At 72.9% G+C, this 22,085-nt stretch carries 18 protein-coding genes and 1 tRNA gene; 4 read left to right on the top strand and 15 right to left on the bottom strand.

Annotated features, from left to right (window positions below; all coding sequences use genetic code 11):
* Positions 1-58: 58 nt before the first annotated feature.
* Complete coding sequence (locus SOM35_RS02025) at positions 59-391, bottom strand: PadR family transcriptional regulator (RefSeq protein ID WP_301222367.1); 333 nt, start codon at positions 389-391, stop codon at positions 59-61.
* Positions 392-459: 68 nt separating this feature from the next.
* Between SOM35_RS02025 and SOM35_RS02020 the strand changes: the two genes are divergently transcribed.
* On the top strand, positions 460-732 hold the full coding sequence (locus SOM35_RS02020) for a mycoredoxin (protein WP_111076225.1): 273 nt from the start codon (positions 460-462) through the stop codon (positions 730-732).
* Between the two features lie 150 nt (positions 733-882).
* Here the strand turns inward: SOM35_RS02020 and SOM35_RS02015 are convergent, their stop codons facing one another.
* Together SOM35_RS02015 and SOM35_RS02010 are read right to left on the bottom strand one after the other, a co-directional pair.
* On the bottom strand, positions 883-3,009 hold the full coding sequence (locus SOM35_RS02015) for a DEAD/DEAH box helicase (protein ID WP_320514208.1): 2,127 nt from the start codon (positions 3,007-3,009) through the stop codon (positions 883-885).
* Between the two features lie 536 nt (positions 3,010-3,545).
* Complete coding sequence (locus SOM35_RS02010; RefSeq protein WP_320514207.1) at positions 3,546-4,787, bottom strand: aminoglycoside phosphotransferase family protein; 1,242 nt, start codon at positions 4,785-4,787, stop codon at positions 3,546-3,548.
* Positions 4,788-4,866: 79 nt separating this feature from the next.
* On the opposite strand from SOM35_RS02010, the gene SOM35_RS02005 reads away from it, so the two are divergent.
* Positions 4,867-5,928, top strand: coding sequence for an FUSC family protein (locus SOM35_RS02005; protein WP_320514206.1), 1,062 nt, complete (start codon positions 4,867-4,869; stop codon positions 5,926-5,928).
* A gap of 43 nt (positions 5,929-5,971) precedes the next feature.
* Here the strand turns inward: SOM35_RS02005 and SOM35_RS02000 are convergent, their stop codons facing one another.
* Complete coding sequence (locus SOM35_RS02000; protein ID WP_221850545.1) at positions 5,972-6,289, bottom strand: hypothetical protein; 318 nt, start codon at positions 6,287-6,289, stop codon at positions 5,972-5,974.
* A 208-nt stretch (positions 6,290-6,497) separates the two neighbouring features.
* Between SOM35_RS02000 and SOM35_RS01995 the strand changes: the two genes are divergently transcribed.
* Positions 6,498-7,175, top strand: a complete 678-nt coding sequence (locus tag SOM35_RS01995) for a response regulator transcription factor (RefSeq protein ID WP_110903965.1) — start codon at positions 6,498-6,500, stop codon at positions 7,173-7,175.
* A 7-nt stretch (positions 7,176-7,182) separates the two neighbouring features.
* The gene (locus tag SOM35_RS01990; protein ID WP_320514205.1) at positions 7,183-8,700 is read left to right on the top strand and encodes a sensor histidine kinase; all 1,518 of its coding nucleotides are present in this window, start codon (positions 7,183-7,185) and stop codon (positions 8,698-8,700) included.
* A gap of 49 nt (positions 8,701-8,749) precedes the next feature.
* Here SOM35_RS01990 and SOM35_RS01985 read toward each other — a convergent pair whose 3' ends face one another.
* From SOM35_RS01985 to SOM35_RS01935, 11 genes are all read right to left on the bottom strand, one after another.
* Positions 8,750-12,190 (bottom strand): error-prone DNA polymerase, encoded by a 3,441-nt coding sequence (locus SOM35_RS01985; RefSeq protein WP_320514204.1) that lies wholly within the window; start codon positions 12,188-12,190, stop codon positions 8,750-8,752.
* 13 nt (positions 12,191-12,203) lie between these two features.
* The gene (locus SOM35_RS01980) at positions 12,204-13,838 is read right to left on the bottom strand and encodes a DNA polymerase Y family protein (protein WP_253467853.1); all 1,635 of its coding nucleotides are present in this window, start codon (positions 13,836-13,838) and stop codon (positions 12,204-12,206) included.
* Positions 13,839-13,927: 89 nt separating this feature from the next.
* Entirely contained in the window at positions 13,928-14,569 is a 642-nt protein-coding gene (locus tag SOM35_RS01975) for a hypothetical protein (protein ID WP_258376796.1), read from the bottom strand.
* A 295-nt stretch (positions 14,570-14,864) separates the two neighbouring features.
* Positions 14,865-16,520, bottom strand: coding sequence for an anthranilate synthase component I family protein (locus tag SOM35_RS01970; RefSeq protein WP_320514203.1), 1,656 nt, complete (start codon positions 16,518-16,520; stop codon positions 14,865-14,867).
* Positions 16,499-17,437 (bottom strand): aldose 1-epimerase family protein, encoded by a 939-nt coding sequence (locus SOM35_RS01965; RefSeq protein ID WP_320514202.1) that lies wholly within the window; start codon positions 17,435-17,437, stop codon positions 16,499-16,501. The genes SOM35_RS01970 and SOM35_RS01965 overlap by 22 nt, the downstream gene beginning before the upstream one ends.
* A gap of 102 nt (positions 17,438-17,539) precedes the next feature.
* Positions 17,540-17,615 (bottom strand) — tRNA-Ala (locus SOM35_RS01960).
* 130 nt (positions 17,616-17,745) lie between these two features.
* Positions 17,746-18,138, bottom strand: a complete 393-nt coding sequence (gene rsfS, locus SOM35_RS01955; RefSeq protein ID WP_221850540.1) for a ribosome silencing factor — start codon at positions 18,136-18,138, stop codon at positions 17,746-17,748.
* A 127-nt stretch (positions 18,139-18,265) separates the two neighbouring features.
* Entirely contained in the window at positions 18,266-19,918 is a 1,653-nt protein-coding gene (locus SOM35_RS01950; RefSeq protein WP_320514201.1) for a hypothetical protein, read from the bottom strand.
* A complete protein-coding gene (gene nadD / locus SOM35_RS01945) occupies positions 19,915-20,514 on the bottom strand; it encodes a nicotinate-nucleotide adenylyltransferase (protein ID WP_111076213.1) in 600 nt (199 codons plus the stop codon). Before nadD ends, SOM35_RS01950 begins: the two co-directional genes overlap by 4 nt.
* Before the next feature lie 11 nt (positions 20,515-20,525).
* On the bottom strand, positions 20,526-20,726 hold the full coding sequence (locus SOM35_RS01940; RefSeq protein ID WP_110903974.1) for a hypothetical protein: 201 nt from the start codon (positions 20,724-20,726) through the stop codon (positions 20,526-20,528).
* A gap of 41 nt (positions 20,727-20,767) precedes the next feature.
* Positions 20,768-22,048: a glutamate-5-semialdehyde dehydrogenase gene (locus tag SOM35_RS01935; RefSeq protein WP_320514200.1), complete on the bottom strand. Its 1,281-nt coding sequence runs from the start codon at positions 22,046-22,048 to the stop codon at positions 20,768-20,770.
* Between the last annotated feature and the right edge of the window lie 37 nt (positions 22,049-22,085).

Raw genomic sequence — 22,085 nt, 5'->3', positions numbered from 1 at the left:
CGGTGTTCGGCAGGCGAGACGGCGACCGCGGTGTCGACGAGGACACGGCTGAGGGCGCTCACGAGGTCGCCGGCCGGGTGCTCGGACGGGTGGCGGGACGGGAGGCGCTGGCCTCGGCCGCGCGTCGGGCGGCGACCAGGTCGGTCGCGGCCTGCTGCCCGTCGGCGGTGAACTCGTAGAGGCGGCGACGCGGGCCGGGCCGATCGGCGTCGTCGTCCCAGTCCGAGGTGATCCACCCCTGCCGCTCGAGTCGTTCGAGGATCGGGTAGACGGTGCCGGACGGGCGACCGAGCTCCTTGATGAGCCGCAGTCCCCAGGCCGGCCCCTCGGCGGCGAGGAGGGCGGCGAGGACGTCGAGCGTGGGTGCGGTGACGCGGACCAACGGTTCCATGTCATGAACCTACCTATGTAGGACTAGCCGGTCAAGCGCCTCCCGGGATCCGGGGTTACCGTGAGCACATGAGCGAGACGATCACCCGTGACGCGTTCGTGCCCGAGGCCGGCGGCGTCACCATGTTCACGACCACCTGGTGCGGCTACTGCGCCCGGCTGAAGAACCAGATGACCAAGGCGGGCGTGCCCTTCCGCGAGGTCGACATCGAGACCACGCCCGGGACGGCCGAACTCGTCGCCGAGGTCAACGGCGGCAACCAGACCGTGCCGACGCTGGTCTTCCCGGACGGCAGCACGGCGACGAACCCGTCCCTGGCCGAGGTGCAGTCCCGCGTCTGATCCGCGGCAGCCCCGGCGTCAGCCGGACCCGCACGACAGGAACCCGCTCGAACCACGGTCTCCCGTGGTTCGAGCGGGTTCCTGTCGTGCGCAGCCGAACGGCGCCGGCCGGACGCCCGCGCCGAACGGCGCCAGCCCGCCGGCCGGCCGCTACCGCGACAGCGCGTCGAGCAGCAGCGCCGCCATCGCGTCGAGCTGGATGTCGCCGGAGTCGACGACCTCTTCATCCGAGCCGTCGAGCGCGCGCGCGGCCAGCCCGGCCTTCGAGTCGATGAGCTCCGCGATCTTGGTGTCGATCGTCTGCGCGGCGATGATCCGCCATGCGGTGACGGGCTCTTCCTGACCGATGCGGTGCACGCGGTCGATCGCCTGCGTCTGCTCGGCGCTCGTCCACGACAGTTCGGCGAGGACGACGTTGGAGGCGACCTGCAGGTTCAGGCCGACGCCGGCCGCGGTCAGCGAGCAGACGATGACGGCGACGTCCGGGTCGTTCACGAACGAGTCGATCTCGGCCGTGCGCTGCGCCAGGGTCTGGTCGCCACGGATCGTCGCGGTGCGCAGGTGCCGGCGGGCGAAGACCTCTTCCGCCTGGTCCATCACGTCGAGGTGCTTCGCGAAGAACACGACCTTGCCGACGTTCGAGGCGAGCTGCGCCGCGTAGTCCGCCGCGAGCTGCGCCTTGGCACGGCCGATGCGACGCACCATCGAGAACACGTTCTCGCCGGTGGACGAGGCGTCCTGGTCCTCGAGCTCCCAGCGGGCGACCTGGCGGACGAGCTTCTCGTCGATGCCCTCGACCGGCGCCTGGCCGGTGCGGGCGGCGAGCGCCTGGTGGTACCGCTTGACGAGCTTCGCGGTGAGCTCGCGCTCGGCGTCGCGGATGGAGCGGCCCTCGTCGCCGTCGAGCTCGACCGGGATGTCGGCGATCCGACGTGCCGGGATGTCCGCGGCCACGTCGACCTTGCGGCGTCGGACGATGCCGAGGTCGATCACGGCCTTCCGCGCCTCGCTGAAGAAGCCCTGGTCGGCCGGGGTCAGCCCGATCTCCTCGAGCTCGTTCATGAGCTGCGCGCGGGGCTTCTTGTCGTCGATCCAGCCGAGGAACTCCCAGATGGTGCGGAAGTCCTCGACCGAGTTGATGAGCGGCGTACCGGTCAGTGCCATGAGCAGCGGGTTCGCGGTGCGCTCGCGGATCTTCTCGGCGAGCTGCAGCACGAACTTCGACCGCTGCGAGTCCTTGTTCTTGATGAAGTGCGCCTCGTCGACGACCATGCCCTTGAACCCGAAGGACCCGAGCCAGCCGACGTGCCGGTCCAGGATCTCGTAGTTCACGATGATGATGTCGGCGAACCCGTCGAGGTCCTGGCCGTCGCCGTGGATGACCGTGGCGCGGTGGTTCGGGACCCAGCGCTCGGCCTCACGGGCCCAGTTCGTCTTGACGACGTTCGGCACGACGACGAGCAGCGGGAAGGCCTTGGCGGCGTCGGCGGCGATCAGCGACTGCGCGGTCTTGCCGAGGCCCGGCTCGTCGGCGAGCAGGAAGGTGCGGTGCCCCTGCGCCGCCGAGGTGACGAGTTCCGCCTGGTGCTTCATCAGCGAGGCACCGGCCGGGGTCTGCAGCGTCGTCGGCTCGGGCAGCGGCATCGAGGCCGCTCCCCCGCCGGCGCCGTACTCGAACGACTTGAAGAGCGGACCGAAGAGCTCCCAGTTCGCCAGGCGCCGCGGGTGCGCGACGGGCTGGTCGGCGAGCGCGAAGTCCGGCGGCAGGAACGGGTTGGCGAGCTGACGACGCACGACCGACTGCGGCACGACGGACCGCTCGGGGGCCTCGACCGCGGCGGTGGGCTCGGCCGCGATGACCAGGTCCTCCGGCTGCAGTTCGAGACCGGCGTCGATCATCATGTCGCGCTTCACGGTGCGGGTCGCCTCGGAGACCTGCGCCTCTTCGGTGAGGAGCTGGATGACGCTGGTGTCCCGCGCCGCGGTCTTCGCGAGGATCGTCGCGACACCGTCCAGGCGCTTCAGCTGCTCTGCACGCTGCGAGTCGGTGAGCGTGGCGTCCGCCTTGACGCGGGCACGCTCCTCGCGCATGAGCAGGGCGACCGCCTGGAACTTCGTGCGGTTCGTCGCCTTGAGGGGGCCGCGCTGTGCTGCGGCCTCGACCTCACGAACGGCGCGGGCGAGGACGGGGATGAGGCCGTCGTTGTCGAGCGGCCGGGTCCGGCGCGCAGCCGTCCGCGTGCCACCGGCAGCGCGACGGGTACCTGATCGAGCCAAGGCTCCTCCTGTTCCGCCCTCGTCGGGGCGAGCCACCCGGTACGGGCGGAAGTCGTGTGGTGCGGCTGCCGCGTGTCGTGGCCGTCGCACCGGTGTCCACCACGGGCCGCCGTGGCCCGCAGCACGCCGGATCGATCCGACAGGCCGCATCGCGGGCCCAGGTGCGGGCCGGTGGTCGATGTGACGGTCTGCGCGGGAGTCCGGCGGCGTCTCACGCACGCCCCCATCCCGGAGGAGGTCCCCCGGAGAACGTCCTGGAGGTCTGACCTGCCAGGCGACGCGGCTGCGGCCCGCACCGGCCAGCGACCAGTCGTCGCGGCAGGGATCGCCGCGACATGCGAGCACGCCGTGCGTGCGCGGTCAGTTTACTCCCCAGCCACCGACGGAGGCGACTCTCCACACCCCGCGCGTGGCGGGCCTCCCGGCCGGTTCACGACGCGACCGGGACGACGGCGGCGCGGACCGGGTCAGACGTGCGGTACGGACCGGGTCAGACGTGCGGTACGGACCAGGCCAGACGCGCGGTACGGACCGCGTCAGACGTGCGGTGCGGACCGCGGCCGGCCGGCAGCGGACGGGAGGCTCGGGGCCGGTTCCGCCAGGGCGGCTCGCGTTGCCGCGAGCAGCTGTTCCGCCGTCGCGATCCCGTTCGCCGACCCGGTGGTCGCCTGCCCACCCGCGTGCGCGAGGAGCTGCGCGCCGATCGCCGGACCGAGACGCTCGGCCTCCTGCGGGTTCCGGGCTGCCCAGTCGCGCGCGACCGCGTCCGCGAGGCGCTCGGCGGCGGCCCCGCGGTCGACGTCGCCACGGGAGCGGTGCCACAGCCCGGTCACGACGAGGTGCGCGACGACCGCACCGACGTCGCGGACCGGGTAGCCCCACCCGGCGGTGTCGATGTCGAGCAGACCCGAGATGCGCCACGGCTCGTCTTCGTCGACGAACACCTGCTCGAGGTGCAGGTCGCCGTGCACCACCTGCTTCTGTGCCGCGTTCCAGCCGATCGACCGACGTCCGATCGCGTCGTACAGGCGGTCGATCTCCTCGGCGTCGCCGGGCAGCGCGGTCGTCAGGGTCCGGCGGTGCCAGTCCGCGTGGTCCATCGCGTCGGCCCGAGCCTGCTGCGTCATCGGCACCGCGGCGATGCGACCGGTGAGTGCCGCCAGCGACGCCACGAAGCGCGGGTCGTCGGCGATCTCGGTGATCCGGCTGCCGGCCGGCACACCCCGGACGAGTTCGAGGACGAGCAGCCCGTCCCCACGACTCGACAGCACGCGGGGCACCGGCAGACCGGCCGCGGCGAACTGCTCGTGCGTCCGGACGATCGGGGCGACCCGGTGCGGGCGGACGATCTTGATGAAGAGGGTGCGCTCCGGCGCGTCGACACGGACCACGGCCCGCTTGCCGGGTCGGTACGCGGCCACCGTCAGGGTCGGGTCCGTCACCGGCATGCCGAGGGTGGTCAGCAGCTCCGCGACGGCGTCCCGGTACGTCACCTGCGGCAGGACCGGGAGGCCCGGGTCGTTCGGGTAGGCCCACACCGACACCGGCTCCCCCGACGCGGGATCGGTGACGATGGCGCTGTTCTGGTCGTGGGTGCCGCCCGTGTCGACGTACGTCAGGACCGTGGCGCGCTGGCCGTTCCGGTCGACGGTGTCCACCTCGTAGCCGTAGAGGTAGCCGTTGCCCGACGGTTCGACCGAGTGCGCGCGGGCAGCGACGACGCTCGTCCCCGACCCGGCGAAGGCCTCGGGGATGACGCGCTCATGGTTCGGCCACACGGCGACAGTCAACCGTGTGTGCGCGGATTCGTGGCGTAGTCGGTCGGCTCGGCGTGCGGGTCCTGGCTAGCGTGGAGGGGTGAACCCGGTCAGGCGCCTCCGCAGCTCCAGCCGCACCCCCTTCCTGCAGGTCGTGAAGACCGCGGTGGCGGTGGTCGCGGCGGTGCTGCTGTGCGAGCTGCTGATCCGGGGACCGTTCCCGACGTTCGCCGCGATCGCCGCCCTGCTCGTCGTGCAGCCGAGCATCAACCAGTCGTTCGTGAAGGGCCTGGAGCGCAGTGCCGGGGTCCTGCTCGGCGTGGTCCTGGCGACCGGGGTGCACCTGCTGCTCGGTGACGCGGTGTGGATCGTGCTGCTCGTCGTCGTCCTGGCGATCCTGCTCGCCTGGGCCCTGCGCCTCACGCCGACGTCGGCCACCCAGGTCGGCATCAGCGGGATGCTCGTGCTCACCGCCGGGGTCGTCACGCCGAACTACTCGGCCGACCGCATCCTCGAGACCGTGATCGGAGCGGTCGTCGCCCTCGTCGTGAACGCCGTCATCGTGCCGCCGGTGCTGCTCGAACCCGCACACCTGGCCGTCGCCCGCCTGGCCCGCGACACCGCGGCGGCGTTCGAGCGCATCGCCGTCGGACTCACCGAGGGGTGGGACCACGAGCAGTGGCACGCGGCGCTGCTGCAGGCCCGGGCGCTCCGGCAGCAGCACGCCCGGACGGAGGTAGCACTCACCTCCGCCCGGGACTCGCTCGCCATGAACCCCCGCGGCGGACGGCACCGGACGATCCTCGAGCGGGACGTCGCCGTCGCCGAACACCTGCGCGTCCTCGTCACCCGCGTCACCGGCATGACCCGCGCCGTCCGGGACAACACGGCGCCGGACCTCCGGGACGACCCGATGGTCGGCCGGATCGCCACCGAGGTCGCCCGGATAGGCTCGGACGTCCGCCGCCTCGGGGCCCAGGTCGAGTCCACACGGTTGACGCCGGGTGAGCTCGCCGAGGGTCCGGAGGAGACCGCGGTCGAGCACGCGCTGACGGCGCCGCTCGCGGTCGTCCGGCCGAACTCGCGGCACTGGGTGCTCATCGGGGCGCTGCTCGAGGACGTCCGACGCGTGCGCGAGGAACTGCTCGGCGAGGACGACTGAGCGGTCCGAGCCGCGGAACGGGCCAGCAGACCGGTTCGACGGTTCAGCGGACCGGTTCGTCCATGCCGCACGCTGCCTGGCGTGCCGTCTCGAGGACGTCCGCCCACACCCCGGCGGCCGGCCAGGACGGGTCGGAGCCGGCCACGTCGAGGTCGGCGAACCGGCGGATCTCGGCGACCACCGCCTCCCGGCCGGCGGCACGCGCAGCGCGCCCCGCTGCGTCCGGCACGGCGGTGTGCAGGTCGGCGACGACGCGGTCGCGATGTGGTCCGTCGAGCGAGCCGAGGCCGACGACGCCCTTCCAGGCGGAGTCGAGTTCGGCGCGCAAGCGGACGATCTCCGGATGGTCCGGGTCGTGCATGGTGCCCCCAAGTACAGGACGGTCTGTCGGGTACAGCGTCCGGGCCGGAGCATAGCAACGCGATGCGATCGGCCAGTACCGACGGGTCTCGACCTGTCCACAGGGCGCAGCCGGAGCCCGGATCTGCTGTGACGGTGTTCAGGCCTCGCGGGTACCGATCCGCCCGCCGGAGCCGGTTCGGTGCCACGATGGGTCGCAGGAGGTCCAGATGCGCTTGTTGGTGGTCGAGGACGATGACGAGATGCGCGCGCTCATGGAGCGCGGGCTCGCGGCAGAGGGGTACCGCGTCACCGCGGTCGAGAACGGCGTCGAGGCGCTGATCGCCCTCGGTGAGCAGGCGTACGACATCGCCGTGGTCGACGTGATGATGCCCGGCATGTCCGGGTTCGAACTCGCACGACGTGTCCGCGAGCGAGAGGACCCGGTCCGGATCCTGCTCGTCACCGCACGCGACGCCGTCGACGACCGGGTCTTCGGGCTCGACGCCGGCGCCGACGACTACCTCACCAAGCCGTTCGCCTTCGCCGAACTGACCGCCCGGCTCCGCGCCCTCGGTCGTCGCGAGCCGGTCGGTGCCCCCCGCACCATCGAGGTCGGCGACGTCTCCATCGACTCCGAAGCCCGCCGCGTGTCCATCAAGGGCCAGCGGGTCGCGATGAGCCCGACCGAGTTCGCGCTGCTCCGGCTGCTCGCCCGCTCGGTCGGCACCGTCGTGGACCGGCCGAAGATCCTCGAAGAGGTCTGGGACGGCTCGCAGCACGTCGACCCGAACGTTGTCGAGCAGTACATCTCGTACCTGCGCAAGAAGCTCGTCGCGCAGGAGGCCACCGTCGCCATCAGCACGGTCCGGGGTCGCGGCTACCGGCTCGACCTGATCGGCGCGTGACGACCGCGTGACGCGGTCGGACGCGGCAGCACCCGCGCGGCCGCCCCGGTGGACCGTGGGCGCGCTGTCGCTGCGCCTCCGCATCACCATCGGGTCGACGGTCATCGCCGCCGTCGTCATCGCGCTGCTCGTGCTCGTGATGCGGCTGCAGGTCGTCAGCGTCGTCGCGCGCGCCACCGAGACACTGCTCGACGCCGACACCGACCCGTACGTCGCAACGCTCGAGGTCGACAGCGACCCGAACCTCTCGCCGCCCGGCAACGCCCAGTTCGTCGCCGTGGTCTCGCCGACGGGTGACATCACCCTGTCGTCGATGCCCGGCCGTCTCGAACAGGCACTCGGCAGCCTGCGCACCACCCCCGCCGGCACCTCGGTCATCGACGTCGGCGATTCCGAGTACCGCGTCGTCATCGAACACCCCGTCAACCAGGCCGGCCGCTGGACCGTGGTCGCCGCCCGCAACTCCCAGGCCGAGGCCATCGTCGTCGACGACCTCACGACGACGCTGTCCGTCACCGGACTGGCGATCCTGGTGGCCTTCGGTGTCGCGTCCTGGGTGCTCGCGACCACCGCGCTGCGCCCCGTCACCCGGATGCGTCGCGAGGCCGAACGGCTCTCCGTCGCCCCGGAACGCGCCGAGCTGCCGGTCGGCCCCGCCCAGGACGAACTGGCGTCCCTCGCCACGACCCTGAACGCCTTCCTCGCCCGCACCCGCCAGGCCACCGAGCGGGAACGACAGATGGTGTCCGACGCCAGCCACGAGCTGCGCACCCCGCTCGCGATCCTCACCACCCAGCTCGACCTGGCCTCGCTCGACGGGGACGACGCCCAGGCCCTCGCCGCCCACATCGAGCGGGCGAAGAACAGCGTCGCCCGGCTCTCGAGGCTCGCCAACGACCTGCTCACCCTGTCCCGCATCGAGGAATCGGAACGCCGCTCGGCCGACGGCGCCACGGAGACGGCCACCGCGTGGTCGGACCTCGGCGACGAGGTGATGGCCGCCGTCGACCGCGTCCGGCTCATCGCGAGCGCCAAGGACGTCACCGTCGACTTCGAGCTCGACCCACCCGTCGCGGTCGGCGGTTCCGGGCCGGGCATCGGCGGCGGCACGGTGGAACCGCGGTACCGGCTCGACACCGGCGGGATGGCACAGCTCGTCACGAACACAGCCGGCAACGCCGTCGCCGCGCTCCCCCGCGGCGGCAGCGTCGTCGTCACCTGGCGGACCACCCCCGGCGAGGGCGTCCTGCAGATCACCGACGACGGCCCCGGTGTCCCCGAGTCGTTCGTCCCCGTCGCGTTCGACCGCTTCACCCGGCCGGACGAGGCCCGCACGTCCCGTCGCGACCCGGACGCAGCCCCCGGCATCCCGATGCCGGGGGGCTCCGGTCTGGGACTCGCGATCGTCCGGGCCGTCGCCGAACGGGCGGGAGGCTCGGCCACCCTCCGCAACGTCCCCGCCGGCGGCCTCGAGGTCACCATCCGTGTCCCGGAGGTGCGGACCGCACCGAGCCCGGCACGCTGACACGCGTCGGCGAACCGGGACGCTGGGCGGCTGGTCACTGGAAGGCTGGTCATTGGAAGTCCCTGGACCGGGTCCGGACCGCGAGGGGCAGGTGCTCGATCCGGTCCGCCACCAGGTTCACCACGCCGTCCGGTGAGCGTTCGAGGATCCCCCGCACGACGACCGCCGTCGACTCACGCGCCACTCGCCGGTACTTCCCCCAGACGCCGACGCTGCAGATGACGTTCACCAGTCCGGACTCGTCCTCGACGTTGAGGAAGGTGATCCCCGACGCCGTCGCTGGACGCTGCCGGTGTGTGACGATGCCGCCGACCTCGACCCGTCGGCCGGTCTCCGCCGTCCGGGTGTCCTCGACGCTGAGCACCCCGCGGTCCGACAGCCCCGGCCGGAGGTGTCCCATCGGGTGGTCGTCGGTCGACATGCCGGTCGACCACATGTCCGCGATGAGGACGTCCCCACTCGTCATCTGCCCGAACAACGGCGGCTGCACGACGACCTGGGTGTCCGGCAGCTGGTCGGCCCGCTCCGCCGCAGCCTGCGCCGCGGACCACATGCCGGCACGACGGTCGATGCCCAGGGACTCGAACGCGTCGGCGGCGGCGAGGGCCTCGAGCTGCGCCGTCGTCAGACCGACCCGACGTGCCAGGTCGGACATGTCGGTGAAGGGGCCGTTCGCCCGCCGTTCGGCCACGATGCGCTCGGCACTGCGTCGGCCGAGCGAGGCGACCTCGGCCAGCCCGAGCCGCACGGCGAACGCGCCGTCCCGACGGTGGGCGGCGGTGTCGTCCGCGGCGTCCCGGTCGAAGGGCAGCACCGGCGGCTGCTCCGACGCCAGGCACGCGTCCCCCAGCCCGCCAGCAGCATGACCGGCAGGGCCGCCGGGCCGGTCCTGGTCCTCGACGGGTTCGAGGCTGGCGTCGACCTCGGACCGCAGGATGTCCGGCCGCAGCACACTGACGCCGTGCCGCCGGGCATCGGCGACGAGGGTCTGGGGTGAGTAGAAGCCCATCGGCTGCGCCCGGAGCAGTGCCGCCAGGAAGGCTCCCGGGTAGTGCAGGCGCATCCACGCACTGGCGTAGACGATGAGCGCGAAGCTGATCGAGTGGCTCTCCGCGAAGCCGAAGTTCGCGAACGCCTGGATCTTGGCGTAGATGGTGTCGGCGTCCTCGCCGTGGATGCCGTTCTCCGCCATCCCCCGGTAGAGCTTGTCCCGCAGCCGGTCGATCTTCTCGAGGCCGCGCTTGGACCCCATCGCCCGGCGGAGCAGGTCGGCGTCGTCCCCGGAGCAGTTGCCGACCGCGATCGCCATCTGCATGAGCTGCTCCTGGAACAGCGGCACCCCGAGCGTCCGCTCCAGCACCGGTTCGAGTGCCGGGTGCAGGTACGTCACCGGTTCCTCGCCGGTCCGACGCCGGATGTACGGGTGGACCGCGCCGCCCTGGATCGGCCCGGGACGGACCAGGGCCACCTCGATGACCAGGTCGTAGAAGCGTCGGGGCAGCAGCCGTGGCAGCGTGCCCATCTGGGCGCGGGACTCCACCTGGAACACCCCGATGGTGTCCGCACGGCAGAGCTGGTCGTAGACGCCCTGCTCTTCCTTCGGGATGGAGTGCATGTCCCACCGCTCCCCGCAGTGGTCCGCCGCCAGGTCGAACGAGTACTGCAGTGCGGCGAGCATGCCGAGTCCGAGCATGTCGAACTTCACGAGCCCCATGTAGGCGCAGTCGTCCTTGTCCCACTGCAGCACGGTCCGGCCGTCCATCCGGGCGTGCTCGATCGGCACGACCTCGCCCACGGGCCGGTCGGTCAGGACCATGCCGCCCGAGTGGATGCCGAGGTGCCGCGGGAACCCGAGCACCTGTTGGGCCAGGTCGACCACGGGCTGCGGGATGTCGTGGTCCTGGCTCTCGGTGACCGAGCCCCACCGCTCGACCTGCTTCGACCAGGCGTCCTGCTGCCCGGGGCTGTGGCCGAGTGCCTTCGCCATGTCCCGCACGGCACCCTTCGGCCGGTAGGTGATGACGTTGGCCACCTGTGCGGCGTTGAACCGGCCGTACTTGTCGTAGACGTACTGGATCACCTCTTCACGCCGGTCGGAGTCGAAGTCCACGTCGATGTCGGGTTCCTCGTCGCGCATCGACGACAGGAACCGTTCGAACGGCAGGCCGTACCGGATCGAGTCGACGGCGGTGATCTCGAGCAGGAAGCAGACCGCCGAGTTCGCCGCCGACCCGCGCCCCTGGCAGAGGATCCCCCGGCTGCGGGCGAACTGCACCATGTCGCGGACGATGAGGAAGTACCCGGGGAAGCCCTTGTCCTCGATGACGGACAGTTCGCGTTCGATGCGCTCCCGTTTGTGCGCGTCGACCCCGTCGGCGTCACCCGGGTAGAACCGGCGGGCCCCACGCCAGGTGAGGTCGCGCAGCCAGCTCATCGGGGTGTGCCCGTCCGGCACGTCGAGGTCGGGCAGACCGGGCTTCGCCGTCCGCAGTGCGAACCCGAGCTCGTCGGCGAGTTCCACGCTCCGCTCGACCGCACCCGGCCACCGCGCGAACCGCCGCGCCATCTCGGCACCGGAGCGCAGGTGCGCGGTGTCGGCGGCGGGCAACCACCCGTCGATCTCGTCGAGACTGCGGCGAGCCCGGACCGCGGCGAGGGCGGTCGCGACCGGGAACCGGTCCGGGGTGGCGTAGTGGACGTTGCCGGTCGCCACGACGGGCAGCGCGTGCCGGTCGGCCAGGAGGGCGAGGACGTCGTTCCGGGCGCTGTCGAGCGGGTCGCCGTGGTCCGACAGCTCGACCACCACGTTGCCGGTGCCGAACCGGTCCAGCAGCGCGCGGAGGGCCTGCTCGGCCGCGCTCTCACCGCCGCGCTCGAGGGCCTGGCGGACGCTGCCCTTCCGACAGCCGGTGAGCACCCGCCACCGCCCGCCCGAGCGTTCCGCCAGGTCGTCGAGGTCGTACCGCGGCCGACCCTTCTCGGAGCCCGCGGCGAGGTGCGCCGCGGTCACCGCGCCGGCCATCCGGTGGTACCCGTCCTGCCCGTCGGCCAGCAGCAGCAGGTGCGAGCCCTCGGGGTCGGGGACGCCGTTCTGCGGCTCGGTGAGCCCGAGCGACAGTTCGGCGCCGTAGACGGTGGTGATGCTCGGGTACGTCTCGGCGACCTCGGCCATCCGGGCGGCCCCGTAGAAGCCGTCGTGGTCGGTGATCGCCAGTCCGTGCAGGCCCAGGCGTGCTGCCTCTTCCAGCAGGTGCTCCGGCGGGCTCGCGCCGTCCAGGAAGCTGAAGGTCGAGTGCGCGTGGAGTTCGGCGTACGGGACGGCCGGCGGTGCGTCCGGGGTCGCGAGGTCCGTCGGCCGGTACGGTGCGCGCTTCCGGGACCAGGCCGGGCTGTCACCGCCGTCGCCCTCGGGGGTCGTGCCGGGGCTGCGCTTGTCCGAGAGGGCGCGCTCGAACTGCGACCACGGGATCGGCGGGTTGTTGTACCCCATCAGGAACCGTCCTTCACGTCGCGATCGCCTCTGCCCACCAGCGGTGGTCGGCGAGGACCAGGTACCACGCCCGCCCGTCGTCGTCCACGAGCTGCAGCCGGTGCAGTCGTCGCCCGCCGGACTCCCACCAGCGCACGACGAGCGGCCAGGGACCGGCCCAGGCCGTGACGGCGGAGAACCGCCCCCCGCGGTCACCGTCGGAGCGGAACCGTTCGGGTTCGCCGGTCAGGGTGCCGCGGTCGTCGACGTCCACGGAGCCGCCGTCCGCCGCCACGACGTCCACCGGGCGGGGTCGTTCGAGGACCGTCGCCGGTGGCGGACCCGGCAGCTTGCCGGGCCACGGGCGGTCCCGCACCACGGCCAGCGCGCGCTCGCCACCGGCGGGGGCGTCGCCCCACGGCACGAGCACGATGCGTTCGGCCAGGGTGCGGCCACCGCCGATGCGGGGTGTGACGACCCCGTCGTGTCCGACCATGCCCTGCACGCGGGCCAGCCCGTGGTGGACCCGTTCGTCCGGCCCGGAGCCCCAGAGCCCGCGCTCGTGGTTCGCCAGGTCGTCCACCGCGACCGGTTCGAGCACGACCGTGGTCACCGGCGCCTCGAGCCCGGTGGGGTCGACCCCGCCCGCGAGCTGCCAGCGCACCCGGTCCACCACGTCGGCGGCGTCGAACCACCGCGGGTGCGCCCAGACCCGTTCGAGCAGGACGTCCCGCTCGTCGACGATGCCCACGCGGATGGTCGTCGCCACGAGCCCCGCCGCCCGGAGCTTCGCCGCGAACTCGTCGGCGGAACGGCGGAAGGCGAACGCGATCTGGTCGGCCCGGTCGAGGGGCGGCTCGAAGGACGCCTGGACCTCGAGGTCGGGCGGGACGTCCCGCGCGGAGACCTCGCGCGGATCACGGCCGCCGGCGAGCCGGTGCAGGAACGCCCCGGGCACGCCGAAGCGGTCGCGCACCTGTTCGTCGGTGAGGGCGGCGAAGTCGCCGAGCGTCGTCAGGCCGAGGCGCCCGAGCACCATCGCCAGGTCGGGGTCGCCGAGCACACCGAGCGGCAGCGGGGCGAGGAACGAACCCGATCCGCCGACCGGCACCATCCGGACGCGCTCCCCCGGGCGGGTCGGCCGTGCCCGGGCTGCCTGCTCCGCCGCGAACGGGGTGTCCGCCACACCGGCTCGCACACCGGGGGCCCCGTGGTCGGCGGCGATGCCGGCCAGGATGGTCGCCGCTGCCCGCTCACCACCGTGGTAGCGCGCCGGTCCGCGGGCACGGAGCGCGATCGTCCCGGGGCGCAGGACCTCGACCCCGGGTGCTGCGGCCTCGATCGCGCGGATGACCGGTTCGAAGGCCCGGTGGTCGAGGGCATCGTCGTAGGGCTGCGTGACGAGGTCGGTGCAGCGCGCCTGCGCTTCGCGGACCCGCAGACCACGCACCACCCCGACCTGGCGTGCCGAGGCGGAGCTCGCGAAGACCAGGCCCTTCGCGATCAGGGCGAACGGCTGCTCCGGCGGTGCACCGGCGGCCCGGGCAGCCGCGATGACTGGCCAGTCCGGGCACCAGAGCACGATCGTCCGGGTCGGCGGGGGTTCGGGGAGACCGGCACCGCGGCTGAGCGCATCGGCCCGGACGGCCCCCGAGCCGGGCAGCCCCACCCCGGGCAGCCCGGCTCGGGACCCTCCGGCACCCGGCAGCACGGCACCGCCACGCGGTCCGGCGGCCAACGCCCGGCGTCCGCGGGGGCTCACGAGGCCACCGCCACGGGACGCAGGACCCGTGCACCGGCCGAGGCCGCCACCGGGACCGCCGCGCGGACCGAACCGTCCGCCGCGGGCAGCAGCAGCTCCGTGCTCGTCGGCCGGACGGCTCCGGCACGACCGGATGCCGTGACGGTCACCCGCCGTTCGGTGAGGTAGCCGTGCCCCTGGCCGATGCCGCTCCAGTGCGACTCGGTGACGCGCAGCGTGACGTCCGCACCGGGCCAGGACCCGAGCGCGACGAGGGCGGCCCCGCGCTGTCGCAGTCGAGCGGAGAGCCGGGCGACGTCACCGGGCACCACCCGGCCGAGCGGCCGGGTGAGGACGATCTGGGCGACGTCGGCGAGGGCCGCGGTGACCGCCAGCCACTGGTCGCCCGGGTCCGGCACCAGGACGAGTCGGTCCAGGTCGATGCCGGCCGCCGCTGCGGCTTCGACACCGAAGGACGGCACCCCGACCACGGCGCACCAGGCCCCGGCCGCGGAGGCCGCCTGCAGCATGGTCTGGGCGAGCAGCACCGACTCCGGCACGGAGTACGTGCCCCCGGCACGGATGGCGCCGCCCGGCAGCAGCGGCGCGAGGGCGTCCGCCGTGGGCAGTCCCTCGGTGTCCACACGGGTCGCTTCCATGTCGGCGACCCGGGACCGCAGCGAGGTGATCCGGTCGAGCGCCGCCCGAGCTGCACTGACGTGGTCGGAAGCACGCACACCCGCAGCACCAGCACCAGCACCGTCTCGAGCAGCACCGTTCCGCCCGATGTGCTCCAGGTCCCCGCGTCCGCGGTCGCCTCGCTCATCGGGCGACCGGAGTGCCGCCGCCGTCTGCATGCCCTCATATTCGAACATGTGTTCGATCATGTCAACCAGCACCGACATCCGGTGGACAACCGGTCGAACACCCGTTCGACTGGTCAGGAGGGTCGGACTACCAGTGCGCCGCGGCCCCGACCCCGCCGAGCACCGACCGGGTCTTCGCCTCGACCTCGTCCGCTTCGTCCGCCGCGGTGGAGGACCACGTCACCGCACCACCGGCGCCGAGCGACCGACTCCGCACGCTGCCGTCGGGCCGGAGGACCGTCACCAGTGTCCGGATCGCCACCGACAGATCGACCGCCCCACTCGCCGAGAAGTACCCGACCACCCCCGAGTAGACCCCGCGTGGCGCGCCCTCCAGGCGGTCCGCGATCGCCGTCGCGCTGCGCTTCGGTGCGCCGGTCATCGACCCCGGCGGGAACGCGGCCCGCACCACCAGGGCGCGTCGGGCCCCCGCCGGCAGCACCCCGGCGACCGTCGACACCAGCTGGTGCACGCTGGCGTACGACTCGACCTCGCAGAGCCGCTCCACGTGCACCGTGCCCGGGCGCGCCGTCCGCAGCAGGTCGTTGCGCAGCAGGTCGACGATCATCACGTTCTCGGCGCGGTCCTTCGCGCTGCCGGCGAGCTCCGCGCGTGTCGCCGCGTCCGTCGCCGGGTCCGGGTGGCGGGGACGGGTGCCCTTGATCGGTTCGGCGAGCACGCCGCCGTCCGCGTCGATCCGCAGGAACCGTTCCGGTGAGCGGCTGGCGATCCGCAGGTCACCCCAGCGCAGGTACGCGCCGAACGGCACCGGGTCCCCGGCGCGCACGCGTCGGTACTCGGCCAGGTACCGGTCGTCGCCGTGGCTCGGCGGCGCAGACGGCCCGAGCGACCCAGACGACTCAGACGACCCCGACAGCAGAGCCGGCTCCGTGTCGGGCACCGCGAAGGCGGTCGTGAGGCACACCTGGAACGCGTTGCCCTCGCGGATCTCGTGTCGGCACGCGTCCACGGCGAGTTCGTAAGCGGCGCGGCGGACGCGCCCACGGGCCTCCCGGACGCGGCCGTCGGCCACCGGGACGACGCTGGCCGCTGGGACACGCCCGACCACGACCACGTCGTCGGTCGCGCCGCCGGCCGGGAGGCCCGGGGGCGCCGCCGGCACGTCGTCCCGCGTCGTCGACGCGCGCACCTCCGCGAGCCACGCGCGGTTCGCTCGCGAAGCCGTCGGCGCGTCGTCGTCCACCATCGCGACCGCCCAGGCGGGACCGTCCGCGTGGACGAGGACCGCCCGGTCGACGAACCGGAGGTCGGCGTCGGCGTGTCCGTCCGCGGTCCGGTCGGGTCCGTCGACCTCGCGGCCGAGTTCGTAACCGAGGAACCCCACCCAGCCGAGGGCGAACGCGCACCCCGGCACGGGCTCGTCGAGCGTCGGCATGGCGTGCAGCAGCTCGTCGAGGACGGCGAAGGCCGGGCGGTCCTCGGTCCGGCTCGGTCCGAACCACCGGACGGCCGGCTCGGACACCGTGACGTGGGCGATCCGGTCCTGGTGCCGGAGTCGCGCGGCGAAGGGGCCGTCCGACACCGCCAGGACCGACCAGGCCGCACGGCGTGACGCTGCCGGGGGTGCGCCGGCCGGCAGCGCCGAGTCGAGCCAGACGAGGTCCCCGGCGCTGCCCGCGGCCAGCTCCCCGAGGTCGGGGACGTCGGCGAGGCGCTGGACGACGATCCGCGGCGAGCCCACGGGACGGTCCGGCGTGGCGCTCAGACTGCCGAGATCGTCCATGTGGCGGCGTGTGCGGCGCCGGGCTCGAGCACGACGAGGCCGGCGTCGACGTCACCGGCGAAGGCGTCGGCGTTGAAGGCGTTCGGGGCACACGTCATCGGCTCGACGGCCAGTCCGGAGCGGTGGTACTCGGGGACGACGTGGTCGGCGGTGTGCACCTGGGCCCACCCGCAGTCGGTGCCGAAGGCCACCCGGACGCCGCGTCCGTCGGCCGCGGTCACGGTGATGGCGGCGGTGCCGTCGGCGTCGCGGTCGAAGCCGGTGAAGGCGTGGTCGATGAACCGGCTGCCGATGGCCGTCGGCTGGCGGAGGTCGAACTCGTCGTGCACGGGCACCAGCTCGGTCGGGATGAGCCGGTCCTCGGTGACCTCGAGCACCTCGGCTGCGGGGAGCGTCAGCGTCCAGTCGTCGACCGTGCCGGCGCCGGCGACCAGGTAGGGGTGCGGGCCGGTCCCCCACGGAGCACGGTCGTCCCCGGTGTTGGTGCCGGTGATGGTGGTGTGCAGGCCGTCGGCGTCCAGGCGGTACTCGACCCGGACCTCGACACGAGCGGGGTAACCCTCCTGCGGCTGCACGGTGGTCGCGAGGACGACCCGGTCGGCGTCATGTTCGAGCACGGCGAAGTCGGTCCAGGCCACGAGCCCGTGCAGGGCGTGCGACCGCTTCGGCTCGGTCAGCGCCAGCTCCTGCTCGACCCCGTCGAAGGTGTACCGGCCGTCGACGACGCGGTTCGGCCACGGTGCGAGGACGGCTCCGCGGAAGACCGGGCGGACCTCGTCGGCGTCGAACGTGGTGACGAGGTCTCGGCCGTCGTGCCGCAGTGCCCGCAGGGTGGCTCCGACGCTCGCGATGTCGGCGGTGTACCCGCCGGCGGCGATGGACGTCTGGGTTCCGGACCGGGGTGCAGCGCTGCTCATGCGCTCAGCGTATCGGCACCGCGGGGTCGCACCCCGAGCCGAGCACCGGCCGTGGAGCGACGGAAGCCCCGGCACTCGATGAGTGCCGGGGCTTCCTGGTCCTGGTGGATCTGAGGGGACTCGAACCCCTGACCCCCTGCATGCCATGCAGGTGCGCTACCAGCTGCGCCACAGACCCAGAACGGCTGACCAGAAGGCCAGTTCGTGTTCCTCCGGTTCCCCGGAGGCACCAGTACAGCGTACACCACGCGAACACCGGGTGACGAAATCGTCACCGCCACCCGGGCGCGTCGCGCTGGTGGCCGGTGTCAGGCCGACTGTTCGGCAGCCTGCGCCTGGTCGGCCGGCAGCTCGAGCGGGATGACCGGGCAGTCCGACCAGAGACGCTCGAGGGAGTAGTACTGACGCTCTTCCTCGTGGAAGACGTGCACGACGATGTCCCCGAAGTCGATGAGCGCCCAGCGGCCCTCGCTCCGGCCTTCACGACGCAGCGGCTTGGCGCCCGCCTGGAGCAGACGGTCTTCGATCTCGTCGGCGATGGCGAGCACGTTGCGCTCGTTCCGGCCGGTGGCGAGCAGGAAGACGTCGGTGAGCTGGAGCGGTCGGGTGACGTCGAGGGCGACGAGGTCCTCGGCCTGCTTGGAGTCCGCCGCTTGAGCGGCGATCTGCGTCAGTTCGAGTGCGCGAGCGGAGGCGGTCACGGATTCCTTCCGGTGGTCATCCCGACGCGGTCGCCTGGATGTTCATGATGGGTCACGATCATAGGCCAGACCGTGGCTGGTGTGGGGGCCAGACGGTCCGAGCTGGTCGTGGGTGTTCCGGGCTCGCTCAGGAGCCGAAGAAGTTCGTCGCGACGAGGGCGACGACGATGACACCGGCCGCGACCACGCCGACGGCACTCGCGGCGACGGCCAGCACGACCGGCGTCTTCGAGTCCTTCGGCTTGGCGGCTGCGAGCACGACCTGGCGCGTCGACGTGTGGCTCGACACGGCACGGCTCGCGCGGACCGGGCTGGCGTCCGTGTCGGGCTGCTCGTCGTGCTGCTCGAGGAGGCGGTCGACCTCGGCACCGTCGATCGGCCGGTGCGACCCGGTCGAGGACAGCGAGGAGGGCAGGTCGATCGACCCGGTGAGGATGACCTCGCCGGTGGCGTTCAACGCACCAGTGGGGTCGGCCAGCGCCGAGTTCGGCAGGATCAGCGCGTTCGTGTGCGACTCGGCGACGCGGCGGGTGCCGGTTTCCTCGTCGTGCACCTCGGCGTCGTTGGAGTCGTGCGCGAAGGTCGACCAGTGGCCGGCCGGCGGCTGGAAGGCCGTCGTCACGGGCTTCGGCTCGCGCGGGGCGTCGGCGGACGTCGGGCGTGGGGTCGACCCGGGCTGCGCAGCGGACGACGGTCGGGAGACGGGGGCGTCCGCCGGCACGACGACCGGCACCTCGTTCGTGTCGTCGTCGTCGAGGTCGAGCGGGAACACACCGGGGGCCGCTGCGGGCAGGTCGGTGGCGGGCGCGGCGACGTCGTCGGTCGCCGCCATGATCGCGTCGGGGTCGGCGTCGTGCGGCGCCCAGGTCGTCCGGTGCTGACGGGGCTCTTCGCCGTGCGCAGCGGCTTCCTCGAGGGGCTCGATGGCGTCCGGGGAGCCGTCGGCCTCGGTGGCCTGCTCGACGGCGGCGGGCTCGAGGTGCGAGATCTCGGGGTTCGGGTCCTGCCAGTTCGAGGACTCGTCGTCCTCGGCTGCCGGGGCGGCGTCGTCGTCGGACTCGACGTCCGCCGGCGCAGCATCCGAGGCAGTCGCAGCGACGGAGGGCTCGGCGTCGACCGGGTTCTCGTCGGCGTCGGCGTCCTCGTCGGATCCGACGAGCGAGCCGGAGTCGACGCGCGAGTCGGAGTCGACGCGCGAGTCGGCATCGGTGTCGGCGCCAGCCCGGTCCTCGTCGGCACGGCCCTCGTGGACCAGGTCGTCCGTCGGCCCGTCGACCGTCAGCGGCACGAGGGACGACTGCGCGCCGATGCCGGCGGCTGCCGCTTCGACCGGGGTCGACAGCGGCGGCACCCGCGCGTCGGGAGCGGGCCCGGCGGACGGGTCCGTCAGCGTGCCGAGGACGTCCTGCACGGTGCGGTCGGACGACTGCGGGGTCGGGTTCTGCAGCGGGACCGGACGGCCACCCTGCTGCTGTGCTTCACGCAGCAGCCGGAGCTGCCGACGGGACATCCCGCCCGTGCCGGGGACGATCTCGGTCGCGGAGGCCGGGGGAACGTCGGAGACGCCGGTCGCGGCGCCCGCGGATCGCGGTGCCGCCTGAGCGGCCGAGGCCGCACCGGGGGCGACGTGGGAGCCGGGGCGACGACGGGCCTCCGGCGTGGTGGAAGCGGCGGCGACGGTCGGCGGCGGCGTCGCGGGCTGGGCACCGCCAGAGGCGGCGCGCTCGCGCTCACGCATCTGACGCCGCGACAGCGGCGGCTGCGCGTCGGACGGACTCATGCAACGCTCCGATACAGATGGTGCTTCGAGATGTACTGGACGACACCGTCGGGCACGAGGTACCAGACGGGGGACCCGCTCCGTACCCGGTCACGGCAGTCGGTCGAGGAGATCGCCAGCGCGGGGACCTCGAGCACACTAACGTCCCGTTCTGGGAGTCCGGTGATGCTCAGCTGGTGGCCGGGCCGGGTCACGGCGACGAAGTGTGCGAGGTCCCAGAGGCCGTCGTGGTCCTTCCAGTCGACGATCTGCTGGACGGCGTCGGCTCCGGAGATGAAGACGAGCTGGGCGTCGGGCCGCTGCTCGTGGAGGTCCTGCAGGGTGTCCACCGTGTAGGTCGGTCCGGGCCGGTCGATGTCGACGCGGCTGACCGTGAACATCGGGTTCGCCGCGGTCGCGATCACGGTCATCAGGTACCGGTGTTCGGCATCCGTGACGCCGGACTTCATGTACGGCTGGCCGGTCGGGACGAAGACGACCTCGTCGAGGTCGAAGTGCTTGGCGACCTCGGACGCTGCCACGAGGTGACCGTGGTGGATCGGGTCGAACGTCCCGCCCATCACCCCGATGCGCGGCCGACCCGTGCTCTCGAGCATCGGGTGGCGGATCAGATCTTCGAGTGGCCGAACTCGTCCACACCGGTCTCGTGCTGCCGGGTGGCCTGGAACTTGTGCGAGTGGCGGTAGGCGACGTCGCGGAAGCTCCACGTGACGAAGCCGAGGAGGGTGAAGACGCAGGCCGCGACGATCGGGAAGACGATCGCGGGGACGCCGGCCGCGTGTTCTGCGGCCTCAGCAAGGAGTGACATCTGGCAGTGCTCCGATCGATCGAGGAAGACTCCGGACCATCCTAGCCGCGGATGTGTCCCTGCCCGCGCACGAGCCACTTGGTGCTCGTGAGTTCGGGCAGCCCCATCGGGCCCCGAGCGTGCAGCTTCTGCGTGGAGATGCCGACCTCGGCGCCGAACCCGAACTCCCCGCCGTCGGTGAACCGCGTCGACGCGTTCACCATCACCACGGCGGAGTCCACCCCGGCCAGGAAGTGCTCGGCCGTGTCGACGTCGTTCGTCACGATCGACTCGGTGTGGTGCGTCGACCACTGCGCGATGTGCGCCATCGCCACGTCGACGTCGGGGACGACGCGGATCGACAGGTCGAGGTCCATCGACTCGGTCGCCCAGTCGGCCTCGGTGGCCCGCAGCACCCCGGGCACGATCGTCCGGGTGGCGTCGTCGCCCCGCAGGGTCACCCCGGCGGCGCGGAGACGGTCGGCCAGCACCGGCAGGAGGCGCTCGGCCGCCCGCTCGTGCACCAGCAGCGTCTCGAGGGCGTTGCACACGCTCGGTCGCTGCACCTTGCTGTTGAGGACGATGTCGACGGACCGCTCGAGGGGTGCGGACTGGTCGAGGAAGACGTGCACGACGCCGGCACCGGTCTCGATGACGGGGACCTGCGACTCGGTGACGACGGTCCGGATGAGCGAGGCACTGCCCCGCGGGATGAGCACGTCGACCAGTCCGCGGGCACGCATGAGTTCGGTCGCCCCGGCGCGTCCGAGCGGGTCGATCGTCTGCACGAGCTCCCGCGGGAGCCCCACCGAGGCGATCGCGTCCTGGATCCGACGGACGAGCACGGCGTTGGTGCGCTGCGCTGCCGACCCGCCTCGGAGGACCACCGCGTTGCCGGACTTCAGCGCCAGGGCCGCGATGTCGACCGTGACGTTCGGGCGCGCCTCGTAGATGGCCCCGACGACGCCGAAGGGCACGCGGACCTGCGCGAGCTGCAGTCCGTTCGGCATCACCGAGCCACGGACGTGCTCCCCCACCGGGTCGGTCAGCCCCACCACGTGCTCGACCGCGTCCGCCAGTGCGTCCACCCGGTCGACGTCGAGCCGCAACCGGTCGATCAGACCCGAGCTGAGCCCGCTGTCCTCCCCCGCGACCAGGTCCTCGTGGTTCGCGGTGACGATCTCCGCCGTGCCGGCACGCAGTTCGAGCGCGATCGCCCGGAGGGCGGCGTCCTTGCCGGCCGTCGGCGTGGTCGCCAGCACCGTCGAGGCGGCCCGGGCGGCCGTCAGCGTGTCGACGAGGGGCGTGGCCGCGTGGGCCTGCGCGGGAGCGGTGAGCGACATGACCCGATCCTAGGTCAGCGGTCCGCGGTGACGAGTC

Source organism: Curtobacterium sp. CFBP9011 (assembly GCF_034045095.1).
GTDB lineage: Bacteria > Actinomycetota > Actinomycetes > Actinomycetales > Microbacteriaceae > Curtobacterium.
Note: the sequence above shows the minus strand (reverse complement) of the source record. Positions and strands in the feature narration are given on the sequence as shown.